The sequence below is a fragment of the Alginatibacterium sediminis genome, assembly GCF_003610775.1.
GTDB classification, from domain to species: domain Bacteria; phylum Pseudomonadota; class Gammaproteobacteria; order Enterobacterales; family Celerinatantimonadaceae; genus Alginatibacterium; species Alginatibacterium sediminis.
Map to the genome: position 1 here is coordinate 58,517 of NZ_RAQO01000006.1, position 22,925 is coordinate 81,441.

General features: G+C 40.0%; 23 protein-coding genes. All 23 read left to right on the top strand.

The window, feature by feature from the left end; all coding sequences use genetic code 11:
• The first annotated feature begins 3 nt into the window (after positions 1–3).
• The 23 genes from lpxK to rfbH all read left to right on the top strand — a co-directional run bounded on the left by lpxK (position 4) and on the right by rfbH (position 22,917).
• A complete protein-coding gene (lpxK, locus tag DBZ36_RS11085) occupies positions 4–1,038 on the top strand; it encodes a tetraacyldisaccharide 4'-kinase (protein ID WP_120355025.1) in 1,035 nt (344 codons plus the stop codon).
• The gene (locus tag DBZ36_RS11090) at positions 1,038–1,226 is read left to right on the top strand and encodes a Trm112 family protein (RefSeq protein ID WP_407641487.1); all 189 of its coding nucleotides are present in this window, start codon (positions 1,038–1,040) and stop codon (positions 1,224–1,226) included. The genes lpxK and DBZ36_RS11090 overlap by 1 nt, the downstream gene beginning before the upstream one ends.
• A complete protein-coding gene (gene kdsB / locus DBZ36_RS11095) occupies positions 1,223–1,966 on the top strand; it encodes a 3-deoxy-manno-octulosonate cytidylyltransferase (RefSeq protein ID WP_120355026.1) in 744 nt (247 codons plus the stop codon). The genes DBZ36_RS11090 and kdsB overlap by 4 nt, the downstream gene beginning before the upstream one ends.
• Before the next feature lie 323 nt (positions 1,967–2,289).
• Positions 2,290–3,711 carry a hypothetical protein gene (locus DBZ36_RS11100; protein WP_147395021.1) on the top strand — a complete coding sequence of 474 codons (1,422 nt, stop codon included), beginning with the start codon at positions 2,290–2,292 and terminating at the stop codon, positions 3,709–3,711.
• Positions 3,712–3,721: 10 nt separating this feature from the next.
• Positions 3,722–4,822: an FAD-dependent oxidoreductase gene (locus DBZ36_RS11105; RefSeq protein WP_120355028.1), complete on the top strand. Its 1,101-nt coding sequence runs from the start codon at positions 3,722–3,724 to the stop codon at positions 4,820–4,822.
• 40 nt (positions 4,823–4,862) lie between these two features.
• A complete protein-coding gene (locus DBZ36_RS11110; RefSeq protein WP_120355029.1) occupies positions 4,863–5,846 on the top strand; it encodes a glycosyltransferase family protein in 984 nt (327 codons plus the stop codon).
• Positions 5,843–6,559 carry a glycosyltransferase gene (locus DBZ36_RS11115; RefSeq protein WP_120355030.1) on the top strand — a complete coding sequence of 239 codons (717 nt, stop codon included), beginning with the start codon at positions 5,843–5,845 and terminating at the stop codon, positions 6,557–6,559. The genes DBZ36_RS11110 and DBZ36_RS11115 overlap by 4 nt, the downstream gene beginning before the upstream one ends.
• A gap of 10 nt (positions 6,560–6,569) precedes the next feature.
• Positions 6,570–7,436: an aldo/keto reductase gene (locus tag DBZ36_RS11120; RefSeq protein WP_158589081.1), complete on the top strand. Its 867-nt coding sequence runs from the start codon at positions 6,570–6,572 to the stop codon at positions 7,434–7,436.
• 498 nt (positions 7,437–7,934) lie between these two features.
• Complete coding sequence (locus DBZ36_RS11125) at positions 7,935–9,125, top strand: UDP-N-acetylglucosamine 4,6-dehydratase (RefSeq protein WP_120355032.1); 1,191 nt, start codon at positions 7,935–7,937, stop codon at positions 9,123–9,125.
• Positions 9,126–9,177: 52 nt separating this feature from the next.
• Positions 9,178–10,323, top strand: coding sequence for a LegC family aminotransferase (locus DBZ36_RS11130; RefSeq protein ID WP_120355033.1), 1,146 nt, complete (start codon positions 9,178–9,180; stop codon positions 10,321–10,323).
• Positions 10,324–10,365: 42 nt separating this feature from the next.
• Positions 10,366–11,520, top strand: a complete 1,155-nt coding sequence (gene neuC / locus DBZ36_RS11135; protein WP_120355034.1) for a UDP-N-acetylglucosamine 2-epimerase — start codon at positions 10,366–10,368, stop codon at positions 11,518–11,520.
• A 5-nt stretch (positions 11,521–11,525) separates the two neighbouring features.
• The gene (neuB, locus tag DBZ36_RS11140; protein WP_120355035.1) at positions 11,526–12,599 is read left to right on the top strand and encodes an N-acetylneuraminate synthase; all 1,074 of its coding nucleotides are present in this window, start codon (positions 11,526–11,528) and stop codon (positions 12,597–12,599) included.
• Positions 12,592–13,242, top strand: coding sequence for an acetyltransferase (locus DBZ36_RS11145; protein ID WP_120355036.1), 651 nt, complete (start codon positions 12,592–12,594; stop codon positions 13,240–13,242). Before neuB ends, DBZ36_RS11145 begins: the two co-directional genes overlap by 8 nt.
• A gap of 6 nt (positions 13,243–13,248) precedes the next feature.
• Positions 13,249–14,310, top strand: coding sequence for a nucleotidyltransferase family protein (locus tag DBZ36_RS11150; RefSeq protein WP_120355037.1), 1,062 nt, complete (start codon positions 13,249–13,251; stop codon positions 14,308–14,310).
• Entirely contained in the window at positions 14,310–15,281 is a 972-nt protein-coding gene (locus DBZ36_RS11155) for a Gfo/Idh/MocA family protein (protein WP_120355038.1), read from the top strand. Before DBZ36_RS11150 ends, DBZ36_RS11155 begins: the two co-directional genes overlap by 1 nt.
• A gap of 9 nt (positions 15,282–15,290) precedes the next feature.
• The gene (locus DBZ36_RS11160) at positions 15,291–15,983 is read left to right on the top strand and encodes an acylneuraminate cytidylyltransferase family protein (RefSeq protein ID WP_120355039.1); all 693 of its coding nucleotides are present in this window, start codon (positions 15,291–15,293) and stop codon (positions 15,981–15,983) included.
• Complete coding sequence (locus tag DBZ36_RS11165; RefSeq protein WP_120355040.1) at positions 15,980–16,750, top strand: oxidoreductase; 771 nt, start codon at positions 15,980–15,982, stop codon at positions 16,748–16,750. The genes DBZ36_RS11160 and DBZ36_RS11165 overlap by 4 nt, the downstream gene beginning before the upstream one ends.
• Positions 16,751–16,818: 68 nt before the next feature.
• Positions 16,819–17,802: a Rossmann-fold NAD(P)-binding domain-containing protein gene (locus DBZ36_RS11170; RefSeq protein WP_120355041.1), complete on the top strand. Its 984-nt coding sequence runs from the start codon at positions 16,819–16,821 to the stop codon at positions 17,800–17,802.
• Between the two features lie 7 nt (positions 17,803–17,809).
• Positions 17,810–18,751, top strand: a complete 942-nt coding sequence (locus DBZ36_RS11175) for a Gfo/Idh/MocA family oxidoreductase (protein WP_120355042.1) — start codon at positions 17,810–17,812, stop codon at positions 18,749–18,751.
• A gap of 32 nt (positions 18,752–18,783) precedes the next feature.
• Positions 18,784–19,725, top strand: a complete 942-nt coding sequence (locus DBZ36_RS11180; protein ID WP_120355043.1) for an FAD-binding oxidoreductase — start codon at positions 18,784–18,786, stop codon at positions 19,723–19,725.
• A gap of 12 nt (positions 19,726–19,737) precedes the next feature.
• Complete coding sequence (rfbF, locus tag DBZ36_RS11185) at positions 19,738–20,511, top strand: glucose-1-phosphate cytidylyltransferase (RefSeq protein ID WP_120355044.1); 774 nt, start codon at positions 19,738–19,740, stop codon at positions 20,509–20,511.
• Complete coding sequence (rfbG, locus tag DBZ36_RS11190; RefSeq protein ID WP_158589082.1) at positions 20,512–21,600, top strand: CDP-glucose 4,6-dehydratase; 1,089 nt, start codon at positions 20,512–20,514, stop codon at positions 21,598–21,600.
• 3 nt (positions 21,601–21,603) lie between these two features.
• Positions 21,604–22,917: a lipopolysaccharide biosynthesis protein RfbH gene (gene rfbH, locus DBZ36_RS11195; protein WP_120355045.1), complete on the top strand. Its 1,314-nt coding sequence runs from the start codon at positions 21,604–21,606 to the stop codon at positions 22,915–22,917.
• The last annotated feature ends 8 nt before the right edge of the window (positions 22,918–22,925 follow it).

The window sequence follows — 22,925 nt, forward strand, 5'->3', positions numbered from 1 at the left end:
AACATGGACTTTTGGTACCAAAGCGACAATGCCGCTAAACTAAAATCGATATTATTAGCTCCATTAGCGATAGTGTTTAGTGGCGTTAGTGCGCTGCGTCGTTGGCTATACAAAAATGGCATCATGAAAAGCTATCGAGCACCGGTCCCGGTTATTGTCGTTGGTAATATTAACGTAGGCGGTACTGGGAAAACGCCTACAGTAATAGCCATTGTTGAATATCTTAAGCAACAAGGCTATTCACCTGGTGTTGTAAGCCGTGGTTATGGTGGTAAATCAGAACATTACCCTTATGTTGTGAACTCTAACTCATCTAGCATCGAAAGTGGCGATGAACCTTTACTGATTTACCAACGATGCCGTATTCCGGTTATGGTTGATCCCAATCGTAGCCGTGCTATTCAACGATTGCTTGATAATGACAATGTTGATTGCATTGTCAGCGATGACGGCCTACAACACTACGCAATGCAGCGTGATATCGAAATTGTTGTTCAAGATCAACAGCGTTTGCTCGGAAATGGTGAGCTTTTACCAGCCGGTCCTCTTCGTGAAAAACCAAGTCGCTTGGATTCAGTTGATCTCTTGGTTTTTAATGGCGCAGCTGCGAGTATCGAGAAAGATGACCACAAGTCCTTTGCAATGAAGCTAGAGCCAGGTTCTTGGTGCAAAGTTCGGTCACTAGCACCTATTTCAGTATCGATGTCGGATGTGTTAAACGCTTCAACGTCGAAACCAACAGCAATGGCTGGAATCGGAAATCCCAAACGTTTTTATCAAACCTTAGCTGCTCAAGGCTTAGATGTTCAGGACTTTATTGAGCTTGGGGATCATAGCGCTTTAACACAAGAACAGTTGTTAAAGCTAACCGAACAAATGCTTTTGATGACAGAAAAAGATGCGATGAAATACCCCGAATATGCGGGTGAACATTGGTATTATCTTCCTGTAAACGCCAAGCTTTCCGCTGAGTTCTATCAATTACTATCGACTAAGTTGGCTAACTGTAAATCACCAACAAATCTAAAGGACTTGTAATGTCATTGGACCATAAATTATTAGAAATCATTGCTTGCCCATTGTGTAAAGGCAAATTGCATTACGATAAAGATAATCAAGAACTTATCTGCAAAGTAGACAAATTGGCGTACGCAATTGATGATGGTATTCCGGTATTATTGAGCGATAAAGCTCGCGAATTAGTTGGTGAAGAACTTAGCCGATGAAATTCACCGTCATAATCCCAGCACGCTATCAAAGTACCCGCTTACCCGCCAAAGCTTTGCTTGATATTGCAGGCAAGCCGATGCTGCAACATGTATACGAGCAGGCTTGTTTGTCAAAAGCCACGCGTGTGCTGATTGCCACTGACGATGGACGTATTCAAAGCGCAGCGGAGAATTTTGGCGCGCAAGTGATTATGACCAGTAGTGAACATCAAAGTGGTACAGAGCGCCTCGCGGAGGTTGTTGAGAAGCTAGGTTTTGCGGAGCAAGAAATAATCGTTAATATCCAAGGGGATGAGCCGCTAATCCCCCCTGTGATTATTGATCAAGTAGCCAAACTGCTGGTAGATGATTCTAATGCGCCTATGGCGACTTTGAGCACAGATTTAACTGATATTAGTGAGATTAATGACTCGAATGTTGTAAAGGTAGTGAGCGATCATTATCATAACGCGCTCTATTTCAGTCGCGCCGCAATTCCTTTCATGCGAGACTCGGAGCCAAAGGTTGAAAGCTATCAACGGCACATTGGGATCTATGCATATCGAGCGGGCTTTGTTAGCAAATATCCGAAGTTGACGCAATCGAGCTTAGAGCAACTCGAAAAACTCGAACAGCTACGGGCGCTTTCCAACGGCTATGTCATTAAAATCGCTAGGGCTGTTCAATCACCAGCACATGGTGTTGATACGCAAGCTGATTTAGATAAGGTCAGGTCTTGGTTTAAAACACATCGTTAGTGAAGCTTTGGAGCAATCCTAATCAGCATTCAAAGCTTATGAAGAAATTTAGGATCAATACTAAAGCCGTATTAAACCTCTTTGAGAGTTGGAGATGATTTATAGTTAAATCAAAAGAGAGTTTCACTTTCTGATTAATCTAAATTATTTGATTCGAAAAGTACTGTGAGCAGAAGTCAGCTTTCTTACAATATGTGTGCTGTAAACTGTTCGTGATTAGAGCGAACCGTGATGACATTTATTAAAGGTCGATCTGTATGTATCGACTGAAACTGAAATGAAAAGGATAAGCACCAATTCACATTGGGAACTATTAAAACTGTATGGGTATAACTAAATATAATAATATCTTGATTTTTATGGTGGTATTGTTTTTTATTCCGCTATTTATGTTAAATAGCGATCTTTGGGATGGTGTTATTATAGCTCATGCATTTGAGAGCGAAAACAGAGACATCTACTGGAATTGGTTTAGTGAGTCAGGGTGGTTTCTAACTCCGTTATTCTATGATGTGTTTTACTACATAGGTAGAGACTACTTCCCTTTTAGTCTTCATATATTATTCTTGTTTTCGCATCTTTTCTCTATTCGTCAAGTCAGAGTTCTATCTAGAGAGCACTTTAACTTCAGCGATAGCTCATCATTGATCTGCTGTTGTTTTTTTGCACTAAACCCAATCTGGAATATATACTTCTCCTCTGTATTCCTGATGCATTCTATTACTCTAGCTCTTGCTCTATTTTGTTTAAACAAAATGTTACAGTTCAAATTAAGCAGTTTCGTTCTTTGTTCTTTATTGAGTTTTGTTACCTTTCAACAAGCGTCTATGCCTCCGCTAATTTTTTCAATTATTATATTTATGCTATTCATGAAGTTTGAACCGCGTAAGTCTAAGTATGCAGCTGCTTACTTTGTTTGCGCAATTGGATATTTTACGTTAACTAGCTACCTATTCCCAGCGCACGGTCTATATGCGGGTTATAATAATATTAGTTTGACCAATTTGTTTAAATCTCACTTGTACTCGTCATACCTAGATTACATTGTCAAAGTTTATCCTGCAGTTTTACTGTTGTTAGGAATTGTCTTTGTCAAATCAAAAGATCAAAGAAAGTGTGTTTTTGCTTTTATGATGCTTATCGTTATGAACGCTATTCCATTCATACTTGTGGGCAAAACAACTGCTGAGTCTCATCTAGATATTGTTGGGGGCTGGAACCAACGACAGTCAATAACTATCACGGTAATTGTTGCAATAATCTTTGGCTATCTATGGCAAGTATCAGACAGCTTTAGTAAAAGAGTTTGGAACCAAGTTGCCTATGTGTCGATTATATGCAGCTTGGTTTTTGTCACCTATCGATACTACCTTTCAACCGAGGTCAAAGTTAAGTCGATTGCTTTAAAAACTGAGATGGTAGAGCTGTTCAAAGCCTACAAATCGAAGCTGGAAGCCTGTGGTATAGAGTTAGAGGTGTCTCTTCCTCCGGAGTATAGGGCATTGTCTACTTATGAGTTAAATTATATTGCTTGGAAGTCGTTTAATCAAAGGCATTACACCTACGCTAGTGATAATGGGCCTGGTGGAATATTTAAAGAGCCCATATATCGCGATAAGTACATTCAATCCATAACTAAACCTGATTGTTTAAACAAGGTAACATACACATCAGAAACTTACCGTTTAGCGATGCATGAGATATTGCTTAATGATCAGTATTCATACTCCTTAAGTATACGTTAGAGAGGGTTAAATGAAGAAAACTATCATAATTGGTGGCGGTTTTTATGGTCTATATATCTCTGAGTTTTTAGCTAAAAACAATCATGAGGTAATTCTCTTTGAAGAGAGGAGTGACTTCATGCAAAGGGCTTCATTAAACAATCAAGCCAGAGTCCATAATGGGTATCATTATCCTAGGAGCACATTAACAGCGCTTAGGTCTAGGATGTCATACCCAATTTTTAAGAACGAGTTCAAAGAAGCTATCTACGATGAGTTCACAAAGTACTATATGATTGGACAACCTCTAGGCAAGATATCTAACTATCAATTCGAACAGTTTTGCAGACGAATAAAAGCACCACTTAAGGTCGTTGATAACCAGATTCAATCTCTTGTTAATCGACAATATATCTCTGCAATTTATGAAGCCGAGGAAATTGCTTTTGATGCCGTGGTGTTAAAACAAGTAATGATCAGCAGAGCGTTAGAGGCAGGTGTGAAATTACGTGAAAACACTCAAGTATCTAAGGTTGAGAGTCACCACTCTGGGGAACTTGTTGTTATTACAGCTGATGGCGAATCGCACAGTGCTAACCAAGTGTTTAATTGTACCTATTCCAATATAAATGTGATCAACAAAAAATCCAATATAGACTTGATACCATTGCGTCATGAACTAACAGAAATGTGCCTTGTAAAGTTGCCTGAAGAGATAAATCATCTCTCCTTTACTATTATGTGTGGCCCATTTTTTTCGATCATGCCTTTTCCATCAACACCTTATAGCACTTTGTCTCATGTCCGGTACACTCCACATTTTGATTGGACAGATGCTGATAATACAACACTTATACATTCGAACAAGGTTCTAAATGCTAAGCACTCGTCGAATTGGCAGAAAATCATTCAAGATGCCAAGCGCTATATGCCTGTATTAAGCTCTTGTGAATACCAGAGTTCACTTTGGGAAACAAAAACAATTTTACCTGCTAGCGACCATGATGATAGTCGACCTATTTTGTTCAAACCTAATTATGGTATTGACGGTTATCATTGCCTAATGGGGGGGAAAATTGACAATATCTATGATGTTATAAAACTGATAGAAGAATACGGTATGGTTGTCTAGTGATAACTATTTTTATTATTGTCTTGGGTAGAACGTTTATATGAGTTGTCTTAAAAAAATATCCTTTGTATCCGTTGTTATTGTCGAAAAAGACATTGAGAACGGTCAGCTTGAAAGTTGTATAGAAAGTACTAGCGTTTATCTCTCTAGTCGATATTCTGATTATGAGATTTTGATTATTCAAGAAGGCAGCTCTAATAGTCATCGAGTTATATGGAAGAATTTACTCTTGAACTTGCCTTCAATAAGAGTGATTCAAGTTTCAAATCAGTTGGATCGCGAGCTTGCCTTTTCTGTAGGTTTAGAGAATGCAATTGGGGATCATGTAGTTCTTATAAATCCTTCAGTCGACCCATTGGAATTAATTGAACAAGGTGTAGAAAGGAACGAAGAAGGGTATGATGTTGTGACTGGTGTTAACAGCACACCTAATAGTTCTATTTTCTACAAGATAGTAAGGCCTCTAATTAACAAAATACTTGTTCTCATCGGTTCTCACCATGAAAAAAACTCAACAGATTTCTATTGTCTTTCAAGGAATGCAGCTAATACGATTACGTTAGCAAGTAGTAAAAAGTATAATCTACGTGTCAAAATAGGACAGTGCTTCTTCGAAATGACCAGCATTGTATATAGTCAAGGTCAACAATGTAATTATACTCGCAAGACAGTTTTAAATGCTGTTCCGCTTGCATTTAACATGCTGATATTTAATTCTGTGAAGCCTTTGAAGTACATGGCGGCACTTGGTGCTACAGCAAGCGCATTTAGCCTTTTATTTGCTTCGTATAGCTTTTTAATGAAGTTTTTTGATAGTGAAACTGTCGAGGGTTGGACCTCAACAATTATGCTGATTTCACTACTGTTCACGATCCTCTTTATTATACTGAGCTTTATGGCTGAGTACATGTCACGGATGTTAGATGAAACTAATAAAGGAAGGCCTTACTGGATTGTGAATGAATTACACAGCAAGGTCATGGTTGACGAAGACCGATATAACGTAATGGAACGCTCGCAATGATATTGTACGAAATAGCTATACCTGTTCTCAATGAAGAAGCAACATTGGAACAACAAATTAATACGGTAATGTGTCGTATAAAGAGTCTAGAGTCTAAGGGACGAAGCATATCTGTAGTTATCGCTGATAATGGTTCGGTTGATAGAACGAGAGCTATTGCAGAATCACTTGTTGCACAAAACCCTAAATTATTACGGTTTGTCTCTGTAGGGAGAAGGGGAGTCGGGTTAGCCTTAAAGCAAGCTTGGCGAACGAGCGCAGCCTCCGTTGTTGGCTATATGGATCTGGACTTGGCAACAGATCTAAAGCATTTAGATGAAGTGATCAATTTGTTTGAAAGCTCCACCGCGAATTTCGTATATGGCACTCGTTTACATCCGGAGTCTGTAGTTATTGGGCGAACTTTAAAACGGGAATTTTCAAGCAGAGTTTTTAATCTGATCTTAAAGACTTATATCGGTTCCAGGTTTAGTGATGGCATGTGTGGATTTAAATTCCTTCATAAAAGTTATGTCGATGACATTATTCGAAATGGGGCTAGTAGTGACGGATGGTTTTTTTGTACGGAGTTATTGGTAGTCGCAGAGAGACTGAATTTAAATGTAGCTGAGTTGCCCGTTGCTTGGACGGATGACAGTGAAAGCAAGGTTAAGATTGTCCCGCTAGCTATTGAGTACTTGAAGGCGATGAGGGTTTTAAAACGCAATGCTTAAAGAGATGTGTTTGGGTACAGCGATGTGGGGCTGGAGTGTAGATGAAGCTGAAGCTCTTAAAATATTAGATATTTTTTATTCAGCCGGTGGTAGATATATCGACACAGCATTTAACTATCCTATTAATACGGACCCTCGCAAGCTATCGTTTTCCTCAAAATTGATTTCTTGCTGGTTACGCACCCGCAAAGTTGCTGATCTCAAAGTCATATTCAAGTTCGGAAGTGTCGATAACAGTTTGGGAACGCCGCCAAATTTGACTGAAAGTTACATCGAATCCATGTATGAGTTTGCCAATAATCGTTTCGGTGGCAATATTTACTCTATGATGATTCATTGGGATGACCGCAAGAATCGAAGTGAAATTAGTTCTACGCTAGACAAATTAAAAAATATTAGCTCACAGTTCTCTTTTCGAGTTGGTTTGTCCGGTATAAAAGAAATATCTCTATATCAAACGGCTTTGGTAGATCTTAAGCTGATAGATATTGATCATCAAGTCAAGCATTCTTTTTTGATGGATGACGTGGATTCTTTTTCGTTTTCAAGTTGTCGGTTGTGGGCATATGGAATATCCGGAAGCGGGTTAAAGCTTGATGAGACAGAGTATCGACGTGATAGCTATGTGAAATTAGTAAGACCTGCGAGTTTTCATTCCGAGCAGTTTAGACGCGTTAATGTGGATTTAGTACGAGAGTTTATAGAAAATAGTAACTTAGTCGATAACTTGTATGAGTATTCGATGCTTGTCAAAGAGAAGGATGAGAGGTTTTTTGGTTATATAGTTGCACCTAGTAGTAGTAATCAAATGAAGAAAATATGTGAATTTAGATCTCGTTGGAATAATTGTCTAAGTGTAAACAGTGAGAATAGCTAGATTTATTTTCGTTGGTATTTTCAATGGCCTGAATTCCTATTTGTGTTTTTTAATAGTTAACGGGCTTACAGATAACATTACAATTGCTTTGATTTGTTCTTATAGTTGGGCGATGTTAGTTAGCTATTTTGTTAAATAGAAGCTTTGTATTTAAGAACGCACATGGTAGTTTTGGTTTTTTTTGCTCACGAACATCGCAATGCTAGGTTTAAACCGGTTACTGATAGAGTTGTTTTATACCAATCTCGGCTATCCTATTCCTATAGCGCAAGTTCTTAGTATGGTTATTATTAGTTGCTTTAGCTTTTTTATTTACAAATTCATATTTAAGTAATCGCTTTACTAATGTGATTTATCGATAGGAACTCAAAGCCTTTGAACTTAACCGTGTTGTATGAGCGGTGTTATGTATACGGAAAACTGACTTTTAGTCGTTATGCTTGTAATCGTAGTGTTGACTGTCTAAAGCCTGTTTAATTTAACTTTTAACGGAATTGTATGAATAATTTATTGTCGCTAATTGGTAGAAAAAATGAGCTTTTCTCTGATGATATTGAACGTTCGAATAGCGCATTGGCTCGGATTGTATTTGAATCAAGGTTTCTTGTTCTCGGTGGTGCTGGCTCTATTGGGCAAGCTGTAACGAAAGAAGTGTTCAAACGTAATCCTAAGAAGCTGCATGTTGTTGATATTAGCGAAAACAACATGGTGGAACTCGTTCGCGACATTCGCAGTTCGTTTGGATATATTGCCGGTGATTTCCAAACTTTCGCGTTAGATATTGGCTCTACCGAATACGATGCTTTTATCAAGGCCGATGGTCGATACGATTATGTTTTAAATCTCTCGGCACTCAAGCATGTACGCAGTGAAAAAGATCCATTTACACTGATGCGAATGATAGATGTGAATGTATTCAACACAGATAAAACCATTCAACAGTCTATCGACTCAGGGGCAAAGAAGTACTTCTGTGTTTCAACCGATAAGGCCGCGAATCCAGTAAATATGATGGGAGCATCGAAACGTATCATGGAAATGTTCTTGATGCGTAGAAGCGAACAAATGGCGATTTCAACAGCGAGGTTTGCGAATGTAGCGTTCTCAGACGGTTCACTACTACATGGATTTAACCAACGAATTCAAAAGAACCAGCCAATTGTCGCCCCAAATGATATCAAGCGTTACTTTGTGACACCGCAAGAGTCAGGTGAACTGTGCTTAATGTCATGTGTGTTTGGTGAAAATCGCGATATATTTTTTCCAAAGCTAAGTGAGGCTCTACATCTGATTTCCTTTGCAGATATTGCGGTAAAATACCTTGAGCAAAGTGGCTTTGAACCCTTCTTATGCCAAAGTGAAGATGAAGCTCGTGAATTAGTGAAAACACTTCCTGCACAAGGTAAATGGCCATGCCTCTTTACATCAAGCGATACCACCGGTGAAAAAGACTTTGAAGAGTTTTTTACTGATAATGAGGTGCTTGATATGAGTCGGTTTGAAAACTTGGGTATCATCAAAAACGAAGCGCTATACCAACAAGAATTGTTAAAGATGTTCGAACAAAAAATTGGTCAAATGAAATCTAATCTGGAATGGTCTAAAGAAGACTTGGTGGCTCTCTTTTTCACCATGCTCCCTGATTTTGGCCACAAAGAGACTGGTAAGTACCTTGATAGTAAGATGTAGTAAAGCGCGCATTATTGAAATAGCTATCCCATATAAAATAGAGAAATAAACCATGAGTCAGCCATCAATCATTAAGTTTGTTCGCGATGTATACCAAACAAATGATTTCATTCCATTGCATGCACCAACATTTGATGGCAATGAGCAAAAGTATGTACTAGAAACGATTAAAAGTACGTTTGTATCTAGCGTCGGTAAATTTGTTGACGACTTTGAAAAAGCAGTTGAGACTTATACAGGGACTGAAAAAGCTGTTGCTACAGTCAATGGTACAGCAGCACTTCATGCTGCGCTATATATGGGCGGTGTTGAACGAGGTGATTTCGTTATTACTCAGGCTCTTACTTTCGTGGCAACTTGTAACGCTTTGTACCATATGGGGGCTGAGCCAATTTTTGTTGATGTTTCTCCTGTTAGTTTAGGTCTTTGTCCCAAAGCTGTTGATGAGTATTTAACTCAACATGCGCATGTAACTGAGGCAGGCTGCATACATAAACAAACGAAGAGACGGATTCGTGCTGTTGTTCCTATGCATACTTTCGGGCACCCTGTAGAACTGGATGAGCTGATTGTAGTCTGTAGCAAGTGGAATTTGACCTTAGTTGAAGATGCTGCTGAAAGCTTGGGCTCATTTTATAAAGGCAAACACACAGGCACATTAGGCAAATTCTCAGCCTTAAGTTTTAATGGGAATAAGATCATCACCACTGGTGGAGGTGGGATGGTTTTATGCAAAACGGAAAAGCTGGGCGCTCGGACCAAACACGTTACGACAACTGCTAAGGTTCCACATCCTTATGAATTTTTTCACGATGAACCCGGCTTTAATTATCGAATGCCAAATCTGAATGCAGCATTAGGTTGTGCTCAAATGGAAGTTCTTGAGCAATACTTAGAAGCCAAGCGAGTTTTGGCAAACCGTTACCAAGAGTTCTTTGATAAAAGTGACTATCAATTTATGATTGAACCTGAATACGCGAAGTCGAACTACTGGCTTAATGCTGTAATTTGTCCATCCGTAGAAGCCCGTGATGAATTGCTAAAGCAAGGGAATGATACTGGTGTAATGATACGACCAATCTGGCAGCTGATGCATCGCTTACCTATGTTCAAAAACGCACCTCGAGGTGACTTAACTCAGTCGGAGCATATTGAAGCCCACTTGATTAACTTACCAAGTAGTCCCATTGCTCCTTAATGGTGTGTCAAATAAATACTCATTCCGGATGACTGACTTAATATGAGCAAAAAAATTGCGGTTTTTACTGGCACCAGAGCAGAGTATGGTTTGCTCTTTTGGCTTTTAAAAGACATTCAAAATGATCCAGAACTCCAATTGCAATTATTAGTCACTGGTATGCATTTATCGCCAGAGTTTGGAGCAACCTACCAACAGATAGAAGCTGATGGTTTTGTTATCGATGAAAGAATAGAAATTCTTCTTTCGTCGGATTCTGCAGTAGGAATAGCCAAAAGCATGGGGCTTGGAGTGTTAGGGTTCTCTGATGCACTTGCACGCTTGCAACCGGATGTGCTGGTTATCCTTGGTGACCGTTTTGAAGCATTGGCTGCAGCTCAAACGGCAATGATCATGCGTATTCCAATCGTTCATTTACATGGTGGAGAGATTACCGAGGGTGCATATGACGATGCAATACGACATGCAATTACTAAACTTAGTTACTTGCATGCTACGTCTACTGAAGAATATCGCAAACGCGTTATTCAGCTAGGGGAAGATCCCAACCGTGTCAAAAATGTTGGGGCAGTTGGTCTAGATCATTTAAGTCGTGCAAACTTTTTGAGCATTAACGAACTATCAGAAACACTTGAATTTACACTCGAACGTGATTTCTTTGTTGTGACTTACCATCCTGTGACATTAGGAAATGAAGTTCCTTTGGATAGTTTTCAGAGTCTTCTTGATGCCTTAGATGACTTCCCCGAATACCAAGTTATTATAACGTATCCTAATGCGGATGATGGTGGGAGAAGTATTATCCAGCTACTTGAACAATACGCGCACAGAAATCCCAAGCGAGTTTTAGCAGTTGCATCCCTTGGGCAAGTTCGATATCTAAGCGCTGTAAGCCATGCGACGGCAGTGATTGGAAACTCTTCTAGCGGAATTATCGAGGTACCTTCGTTTAACATACCAACGGTCAATATTGGTGAGAGACAAAAAGGCCGTTTGGCAGCAAAAAGTGTCATCGACTGTAATGCTGATAGAGAAGCCATTGCAGATGCGATTTCTGTAGCAGTCTCGAAAAACTATAAAGCTAGCGGAAGTATAGTAGAAAACCCCTACGGCAAAGGCGATGCGAGTTCGCAAATAATATCGATGATAAAAGAACTCGATTTTACGCCAAGTAAACAATTTTACGATTTAGAGTAAATATAATGACCTTAATTATTGCAGAAGCTGGTGTGAACCATAACGGAAACGAAAAGACAGCGTTCGCCTTGATTGATGCTGCAAGAGAAGCTGGAGCCGATATTATCAAGTTTCAAACGTTTAAAGCAAAAAACCTAGCTTCGGAAACTGCAGAGCAAGCAGACTACCAAGTCGCTAATACTCAAAAACAAGAGACGCAATTATCGATGCTTAAGCGTTTGGAGCTTTCTTATGAATTTCACCACCAACTTGTTAAGCATTGTGAGTCAATTGGTATCGAGTTTTTGTCGACCGCTTTTGACTCTGAAAGCCTAAATTTTTTGGTGAATGATTTAGGTCTAAATCGATTAAAAATACCTTCAGGAGAGATCACTAACGCACCATTAGTGTTAGAGCACGCTCGCACAAATTGCAATTTAATAGTTTCTACTGGGATGGCTACATTGGCCGAAGTCGAAGCTGTACTAGGAGTTATAGCTTTTGGATACACCACCGATAAAACGGAAAAGCCATGTGAAATAGCTTTTCAGCAAGCTTATGCCTCTAAAGAGGGGCAGAAAGCTTTAAAAGAAAAAGTGACTATCCTACACTGTACCACGGAATATCCAGCTCCAATGCCTGAGATAAATCTTAGAGCGATGGATACTCTTGGGAAAGCATTTGAGTTACCAGCGGGATATTCAGACCATAGCGAAGGTATAGTTATCCCTATAGCAGCAGTAGCTCGAGGAGCTGTAATCATAGAAAAACACTTTACACTGGATCGCAATATGGAAGGTCCAGACCATAAAGCATCACTCGATCCGAATGAGCTTTCTTCGATGATACGCGCTATACGGCAAGTTGAAGTTGCTTTGGGTACTGGAGTAAAAAGCCCAACGGTTTCGGAAGCGAAAAATATAGTTGTGGCTCGCAAAAGTTTAGTTGCTAAGCAGCCCATAAAAGCTGGTGAAGTTTTTAACAAGAGTAATGTAGCAATTATGCGTCCTGGTTCCGGAATGACACCCTCCTTATTTTGGAGTTTGATGAATCAGAAATCTACGAAATCATACCAGTCTGGTGAGTTGATAATTGAGTAATTTGGAGCTAAAGCCTCTCGTCATTATTGGTGGGGGAGGCCACGCAAGTGTTCTAGTTGACATTTTATTATCTCAACAGAGAACTATAATCGCTATTATTTCTCCAGAAAAAAATGGCGAGCGAAGTATTTTCGAAGAATTCAAGCGTTTATCAAATGATATAGATATACATTCGTACGATTGCAAAGAAGTCAATCTTGTTAATGGTATCGGTATGTTACCCAAAAATTTACTAAGACGTAGAGTAAACCAATATTATCTGTCACTTGGGTATCAGTTCGAGACGGTAGTTGCGGACAATGCATATGTTTCTCCCTTCGCTAGAATAGATAAAGGGGCACAAATACTTTCAGGCGCTATTATACAGACTGGTGCGGTAGTCGGAGCTCACACCATTGCTAACACTGGGAGCATAGTTGAGCATGATTGTGTTGTTGGAGATTACAATCATATTGGACCTCGAGCGACTTTGTGTGGGCAAGTTTTGACTGAAGAAAATGTTTTCGTTGGTGCTGGCGCAACAGTCATCCAAAGCGTTTGTCTTGCACAAAACTGTGTAATTGGAGCAGGAGCTACAATAGTGAGAAACATAAATAGGGACGTTGTAGCATTTTCGTCAAATAGTCATATAGAGAAAAGTTGATCATTAATGATAAATAGTTGGGAAAACGCAATTTTACCACCGTCAGCTACCATAAAGGACGCATTGTTGATTATTGATTCCGAAGCGTTAAGGGTGGCATTAATTGTTGACGAAATTGGTCACTTAAAGGGAGTCGTTACTGATGGAGACATACGCCGTGCATTGCTTAGTGATAAAGGCCTAAATACGAATGTTGAAGATGTGATGAATTCCTCTCCAGTTATCGCATCCGTTGGCACACAACGTGATGTTCTAATCGAGAAAATGAATCGGCTTGATTTGCTATTTATCCCTTTGTTGGATGGGAAGGTTCTAGTTGGTTTGGAAACTTTGCATGGTGCTCTGAACGATCGTCCAAACTATCAGAACCCCGTTTTCATTATGGCGGGTGGTTTCGGTACTCGATTAAAACCGTTAACAGATACATGTCCGAAACCAATGTTAGTCATAGGTGACAAGCCTATTCTTGAAACCGTGCTTCTTCGATTCATTGAAGCAGGTTTTGTTAACTTTTATATTTCTACTCATTATATGCCCGACCAGATTAAGAGTTATTTTGGTGATGGGGCTAGCTTCGGTGTGAAAATTGCCTATGTCCATGAAGATAAACCGTTGGGTACAGGAGGCGCTCTAGGACTACTGCCGAAAGACTTGCCCAAGAATCTTCCTCTTATAATGATGAACGGCGATGTACTTACAAAAGTTGATTTTCGTCGTCTGTTGGACTTCCATAATGAAAATAAACCTGATGCAACTATGTGTGTCCGAGAATATGAATATCAAATTCCTTATGGTGTTGTAACTGGTGTCGCCAGTAAAGTCAAAAGTATGGTTGAGAAGCCGATTCAGCGCTTTTTCGTAAACGCTGGAATTTATGTAGTCTCTCCTCGGGTAATTAGATCTGTTCCTGAAAATCACTCTATTGATATGCCAACGTTACTTGAAAAGCATATGGTTGAACGCGAAAATATTCTTATGTTTCCAATCCATGAGTATTGGCTTGATATCGGTCGTATGGATGACTTCAATCGTGCCCAAAATGACATTCAAACTTTGGGTCTAGGTTGATGAAAAGAGTTGCTGTTGTTGGATTAGGAAATATTGCTATCCGCCATCGACGTAATCTTAAGCAGCTGTTTCCATCCTCGAAATTGTATGCGATGTCTGCTAGCGGTAGATTGCCTGTTGAGATTGTTTGCAATTGCGATCAGGTAGTCTCAAGTATTGATGAGCTCATCGTTGAACAAATTGAGCTAGTAATCGTTGCGTCTCCTGCTCCTTTCCATGCTAGGCATGCAATTAAATTGATTGAAGCTGGCATACCAACACTGATCGAAAAACCGGTCACAACCTCTGTTTGCGATGCGAAACGCATTCAAAGTGCTATTAACAAATATCGTACTCCTGTAGCAGTTGGTTATTGTTTGAGATACTTGCCGTCAGCTCAAAAGCTAAGAAAGCTACTCCAACAGCAAACGATTGGGGTAGTTTACAATGCATTTGTCGAAATTGGTCAGTACTTGCCCCAGTGGCGTCCGAATAAAGACTATCGAGATTGTGTCTCCGCTAGACAGAGCTTAGGGGGGGGCGCGTTGTACGAATTGAGTCATGAGCTAGACTATACGCAGTGGTTACTTGGGCCCTTACGCTTTCAACATGCAACTCTGCGCTCTTCACAAGAATTGGGATTGGAAGTTGAAGATATTGCAGACATCATTGCGATTGGCAAAAATAATGAAGTTGCGACTATACACTTAGACTTTCTGCAACAAAAAGCCCATCGAAAGTGCAGCTTTATAGGTAGCGAAGGTAGAATTGACTGGGATCTTATTCAAAATCAACTTGTTTTAACCACTGCAGCAGAAGTAAAGACGATATATCATGATCCTGAATGGGATAAAAATAAAATGTACTTAGCAATGGTGACCGACTTTGTAAAACAAATCCAAGGAAACGGACATAACTGCGTTCTAGTTGAAGAGGCCAATGCTACGGTGTTTTTGATCGATGAAATTAAGAGCAAAGCAGTATATTTATAGAGAATACTAATGAAAAACTATGCGTTTATTTTTGCTCGCGGAGGTTCGAAAGGTCTCCCTGGGAAGAACATTAAACCTTTGGCAGGAAAACCTTTAATTCGATATTCAATTGATACCGCACTCAATTCGCCTTCAATCGATAGAGTATTTGTCTCAACTGACGATTTTGATATCGCGAAAGTAGCAAACGACGCTGGCGTTGTTGTTATCGATAGACCTTCCGAACTTGCAACAGATACAAGCCCTGAATGGCTATCATGGCGTCATGCTATCGAGTGGGTCAATGAGCACTATGGGACATTTGATGGCTTTGTTAGCCTACCAGCCACCAGTCCGCTCCGTAGCGTTGAAGATGTGGAAAGTGCTATTTCAAGGCTCAAGGTTGTCGATGCAGATATTTGCATTTCGATTTCGCCTGCTAGTCGAAGCCCATATTTTAACATGGTGAAATACCTGGGCGAAGATTTGGTTGAACTAGTTAATAGTCCTGTTTCGGACATTATTCGTCGGCAAGATGCTCCGAAGGTTTTTGACATAACGACAGTAATTTACGTAATTAGTCCGAATTTTGTGCTAAATCGATACGGATTATTCTCGGGTAAGGTTACTAGCATAGAAGTTCCTAAAGAACGAGCTGTGGATATTGATGACATATATGATTTTAAATTGGCCGAAGCAATTTTACAGGCAAACGAAGAATGAACAATTTACTGAGTGCACAAAAAGTGTTGGTCTTGGGAGCCGGAGGGTTTCTAGGTAGTAAAATAACTAAAAAAGCTTTAGAGCAGGGCGCGCAAGTTATCGCGGTTGATTTAAAAATAGAGGATTTACAGGTTAGACTGCACCGACAGGGAATTGATCTCGATGATTCTAATGTGTCCTTGTTCGAGTTGGATGTTACTTCTGAACAAGCAGTGAAATCATTTTTCCATACTCAAAGCGGGATAACAGCTGCTGTAAATTGTACCTACCCTCGTAATAAGTCCTACGGAACCCATTTTCTCGATGTAACTCTCGAAAGTTTCAATGAAAATTTGGCTTTGCATTTAGGTAGTGCGTTTCTAGTAACGCAACAATGTGCTGCTTATTTCACTCGTAATCAACAAGCTTTTTCCTTAGTCAATATTTCATCTATTTATGGCGTGGTTGCACCTAAATTTGAGATTTATCAGAATACATCGATGACAACTCCAGTAGAGTATGCCGCTATTAAGTCAGCTATATTACATCTCAACAAATATGTCGCACGCTATATCAATGACAGCCGTTTTCGTGTCAATAGTGTTAGTCCTGGCGGGATTTTGGATAATCAACCAGAGCCATTCTTAGAGGCTTACAAATCTAATACCAATGGAACTGGGATGTTAGATGTGGACGATGTTGTTGGACCAGTGCTTTATCTAATTAGTCCGCAATCTCTTTTTGTTACTGGTCAAAACCTAATTATTGATGATGGTTTTTGCTTGTAAGTTATCGAATGAACGGTTGATAAATACAAAAGTTATTCATTTCAGACTAATGGAATTCAGGAAATTCAATGCAAACAAATATCCTAATTGTTGGAGCTGGGCAGCTTGGAAGTAGGCATTTACAAGCCCTAGCTAGCCTCAACGAAAGTTTTGACATATATGTAGTTGATCCGAGTACTGCATCTCTGAGTACTGCGGAACAAAGATACTTAGAAGTTAAACATGAGCATTCCCCAATTGTCCACTATGAGCAAACCATTCATAGTTTAAGTATTAAGACTTTTAAAGTGGCTATAATCGCGAGCAATGCTGATATTAGGTTCGAAATTATTCGCACGATTTCTGAGCAGTTGGAACTAGAGTTTCTACTACTTGAAAAAGTTTTATTTCAGTCGACTGAGCAGTTAATAAATGCTCAGGAAATAATTTCAAAAGCGGGTATTACAACATGGGTAAATTGTCCGCGAAGATTGTTTACTGCATATCAACAACTTGCTCTGAGATATCAAGGATGTAGCAGTATTTCCATTGAAGTCGATGGCTCGAATTGGGGACTTGCCTGCAACGCGATTCATTTTCTTGATTTGTGGCATCAATTCGCTGGTTTTACTAGTTACCAGATTGACTATGAACCAGATACTAAAGTAGTTAGCAGTAAAAGACCTGGGTATCAAGAACTTGTAGGTAGCCTCAATGCATCTTCAAACGACGGTAAGCACCGCTTGAAGTTGACGTGTAATTTAACAGAAGATAAAGTACCGTCGTTATCGATTAAAGCCTGTTTTGATGAACAAGTAGTAGAGTTTTTAGAAAGTGAAGGTCAAATTAGATGGTTAGATGAGTGCGGGGAAATTGAGAGTACAATCCCGTTGCAAATCTTGTATCAGAGCCAAACTACCGACAAAGTCGTTCTTTCAATGATTGAAACTGGACGATGCCAATTAACAACTTTGACAGACTCCGCAATGCTCCATAGAGAGTTTTTAGATAAAACGTGTAAACAATTCACAAGTCAAACTGGTATTGAGCATAAGATCGCTCCAATTACGTGAGGATATAATGATTTTATTAATTGGTGCCGGTCCAATGGCGCAAGAGTACGCAAAAGTACTACAAGCACAAAAGCAGAGCTTTAGAGTTATCGGTCGAAGTCAAGCTTCTGCTGATGAGTTTGAACTTGCCTCCGGGCAAACAGTGTATGTTGGAGGCTTAAAAAACTTTTGCAATAGCAATGAATTAGCTAATTACTCCAAAGCGATAGTAACCACTGGTGTTGAACAACTCGCAGAAACTACTCGGTTATTGATCGAGAACGGAGTTAAGCAACTTCTGATTGAAAAGCCTGGCGGAATCGATGCCAAACAGATTGATGCGCTCACCTCGTTTGCTCAAGAGCATGCTGCTGAGGTTTTCGTAGCTTATAACCGTCGCTTTTACGCTTCTGTGCAAAAGGCTATAGAGATTATTGAACAAGACGGCGGAGTTCAAAGCTTTAACTTTGAATTAACAGAGTGGGGTCATGTCATAGCTGGTATCCCGAAAGCCGAAGGGGTTAAAGAAAACTGGTTCATGGGAAATACCACTCATGTTGTAGATTTAGCATTTTTTTTAGGTGGATTCCCAAAACAACTGAGCAGTTTTACTACGGGTTGTACTCCCTGGCATTCACGATCATCGAATTTTGCGGGGGCAGGAATTTCAGACAGTGGAGCCTTATTTGCTTACCACGGTAATTGGGGGGCTCCAGGAAGATGGAGTGTAGAAATATTGACGAGCCAGCATCGACTGATTTTCCGCCCTATGGAGCAGTTGCAAATTCAGAGTATTGGAAGTGTTGCGCAAGAATTTACTAAAATTGATGATCAAATAGACAAAGATTATAAGGCGGGTTTATACAAGCAAGTTGAATCATTTTTGCGAAATGAGAAGCAAAATCTATGTACCTTAGCCGCGCAAAATGAGAATGCGAAAGTGTACAGCAAAATTGCTGGTTATTCGTAGTGTACAACGTTCGAATCGAACCCGCAGGGATTATGTATAACTCAGAAGCAAATTTACTTGAAGATGCATTAACTCAAAATATTAGCTTGGAGCATAGCTGTAAGACCGGCGATTGTGGTGTTTGTAAATGTGAAGTGTTATCTGGTTCGGTCATGAATGAAAACAGACAAGTTGTAACACAGGGACATGTTCTCGCATGCCAATCGAAAGCGCTATCGAATGTGGTTGTCAGTGCAAATTATTACCCTGAACTAGATGCGCTGAGAAAGCAAACAGTACCTTGCAAGGTTTCTAAAGTTACTTATCTTACAAAAGATATTGTAGCTCTCAAGTTTAGGCTCCCACCATCGTCAAATTTTAATTATCTCCCTGGTCAGTATGTTGATTTAAGTTTTAAGGGAGTTGTTCGTAGTTATTCAATCGCGAATGCTAAAAATGCGACAAAGGAACTAGAGTTTCATATACGACGAGTTCATTCCGGAAAGATGTCGAATCTTATTTTTGAGAACGTTAAAACCGATCAATTAATGCGCTTAGAAGGTCCGAAAGGTACCTTTTTTGTCAGAGAAGGTGAAAAACCTTTATTGTTCTTAGCCACCGGTACTGGGATAGCACCAATCAAGGCGATGGTAGAAAAGCTAGTGGCAACTGCGGATCCTAGAGAAATATATATTTTTTGGGGAATGCGCTACGCTAACGAAATTTATGATGAATATTTTCAGATTCTCTCGAAGCAATTAAAACAGCTTCATTTTTTCAGCGTGACTTCGCAAGAAGAGAATGAAAATGGTTACTCAGGTTACGTTCAAGATATTGTTTGTAAACATTTTGATTCGTTGGAACGATTTGATGTTTATGCCTGCGGTTCATTAAAAATGATTGATGATGCGCGAGAGAAGTTTTATGTAAAATGTCTAAAGCACAAAGCATTTCATTCAGATGCGTTTTTACCTGCGAAACAATTACAGACTTAGCTGGAGATATTAATGAAAGCAGTAATCCTTGCTGGCGGACTAGGTACTAGACTTAGCGAAGAAACCACAGTCAAGCCTAAACCGATGGTTGAGATTGGTGGTAAACCAATTTTATGGCACATCATGAAGCAATATTCCTCACATGGAATTACTGATTTCATCATCTGCTGTGGTTACAAAGGGTATATTATCAAGGAGTACTTCGCTAATTACTTTCTGCATATGTCGGATGTAACATTCGACATGAAGCAAAATGAGATGAAAGTACATCAAAAGCGCGCGGAGCCTTGGACTGTTACTTTGGTCGATACTGGAGAGAAGTCCATGACCGGAGGCAGGCTAAAGCGCGTAGCTAATTACCTTGAAGGTGAAGAAGCATTTTGTTTTACCTACGGTGATGGTGTGAGCGATATTGATATAGCCGCGACGATTGCATTTCACAAGTCTCATGGGAAAGAAGCTACTTTAACTGCCACTTATCCTCCTGGGCGTTTTGGCGCCTTAGACATTCGGTCGGGTCAAGTCCATAGCTTTAAAGAAAAACCGAAAGGTGACGGTGCAATGATTAACGGTGGCTTTTTTGTGTTGTCGCCAAAAGTCTTGCGATACATCGATGATGATAGTAGTACTTGGGAACAGTACCCTCTTAATCAACTTGCAGAAAGTGGGGAATTAATGGCTTATGAGCATCACGGATTCTGGCAACCGATGGATACTCTTCGAGACAAAATATACTTAGAAGAGCTTTGGCAGCAGGGTAATGCGCCATGGAAAACGTGGATATAAATGATGGATGCAAGTTTTTGGAAAGGAAAAAAAGTTTTTCTGACTGGGCACTCCGGCTTTAAAGGCAGCTGGTTATCGCTATGGCTTAAAGAAATGGGAGCAATAGTCAAAGGCTATTCACTATCAGCCCCAACCAGTCCTAGTTTATTTGAAATTGCGAACATTGCCGCTGACATGGATAGTGTTGAAGGAGATATTCGAGATTTCGATCATCTTCTTAAAGAATTTCATATTTTCAGACCAGAAATTGTATTTCATATGGCGGCGCAGCCCTTAGTCCGATTATCATATGATGACCCGATAGAGACTTACTCAACAAATGTCATGGGTACGGTCCATTTACTCGAAGTGATAAGACAGGTAGGCGGCGTTAAGGCAATCGTAAATATAACGTCTGATAAGTGTTACGAGAATCGAGAGTGGGCGTGGGGCTACCGTGAAAACGAACCTATGGGAGGGTATGACCCCTATAGCAATAGTAAAGGGTGTGCAGAACTCGTTGCAGCTTCCTTTCGACAATCGTTTTTTAACGCAAGTGAACACGCACAACATGGTTGTGCCTTAGCTTCAGTTCGAGCGGGTAATGTTATTGGCGGGGGAGACTGGGCTGCTGATAGATTGATTCCAGATATGTTAAAAGCATTTTCGGGCCAAAAGCCAGTAGAAATACGAAGCCCTAATGCCATACGGCCATGGCAGCACGTATTAGAACCTCTTTCTGGTTATATCACCATCGCCGAAAAGCTGTATATTTTGGGGCCTGATTTTGCTGAAGGATGGAACTTTGGACCTAAAGACGATGATGCAAAGTCGGTCGAGTGGATTGTTGAAAAACTAGCATCGATTTGGGGGAAAGGAGCTCAGTGGTGTTTAAGTGATGGTGAACACCCTCACGAAGCCCACTACTTAAAGCTAGATTGTTCGAAAGCAAATATGCGCTTGAACTGGCAGCCTGTTTGGGACTTAAGTACAACATTAGAGAAAATTGTAAACTGGCAAAAAGCGTGGCTTGAAAACCAAGACATGAACCAATATACGATTTGTGAAATTAAAGATTACATGGCCGCAAGAGCTAAGAGTAGGAAGTAAATAATGTCGAAAGAACAACTAAGAAGTCAAATAGCAAAGCTTGTTGAGCAATACGCCGAGTTAGAATATGCACCTAAAACATTTGTTGCCGGCGAAAGTGTGGTACCGCCTTCAGGTAAAGTTCTTGGTGCGAACGAACTCAAGATGATGGTTGAAGCCTCACTAGACGGTTGGCTCACAACCGGTCGATTTAACGATGCATTCGAGAAGCGTTTAGGTGACTACTTAGGTGTTCCTTATGTGCTTACAACAACTTCAGGATCCTCTGCAAACCTTCTCGCCCTAACAGCTTTAACATCTCCTAAACTTGGGAATAGACAACTAAAGCCCGGCGACGAAGTCATCACGGTAGCAGCCGGCTTCCCAACGACAGTTAACCCAACAATACAAAATGGGCTTGTTCCGGTTTTTGTTGATGTTGATATACCTACCTACCAAATTAAACCCGATATGATTGAAGCTGCAATTTCGGACAAAACCAAAGCGATTATGGTCGCTCATACTTTAGGAAACGTTTTCGATTTAAGTGAAGCTCGCCGTGTTGCCGATAAATATGATCTTTGGTTAATTGAAGACTGTTGTGACGCTCTTGGTTCAACTTACAATGACCAAATGGTTGGGACCTTTGGAGACATCTCTACGGTTAGTTTCTACCCCGCACATCACATAACAATGGGAGAGGGTGGGGCCGTCTTTACAAAAAACAACGATTTAAGAAAAATCATTGAGTCCTTCAGAGATTGGGGGCGGGACTGCTATTGTGCCCCTGGTTGCGATAATACTTGTAATAAACGTTTTGACCAGCAACTTGGATCGTTACCGCAAGGCTATGATCACAAATACACCTATTCTCATTTGGGTTATAATCTAAAGATCACGGATATGCAGGCCGCTTGTGGTTTAGCTCAAATGGACCGCTTGGAAGAGTTGGTACAAATCCGTAAGGAAAATTATGCGCACCTTAAACAGGGCCTAGCGTCGTGCAATGAGTTTTTGATTCTTCCTGAAGCAACCAAAAACTCAAATCCTTCGTGGTTTGGCTTTCCAATTACTTTAAAGCCCGAGTCTGGGATAAATCGTGTCGAACTGCTTAAGTTTATGGATGAGTTTAAAATAGGTACCCGTTTATTATTTGCGGGTAACTTGACGCGACAACCTTACTTTAAAGATGTTAAATATCGTGTTGTCGGAGAATTAACTAATACCGACCTTATTATGAATAATACATTTTGGATTGGCGTCTATCCCGGTTTGACAAAACAACATTTAGATTTTGTGATTGAGAAATTCGAAGAGTTTTTTGGTTTAAGTTTTTAGTGAAATTG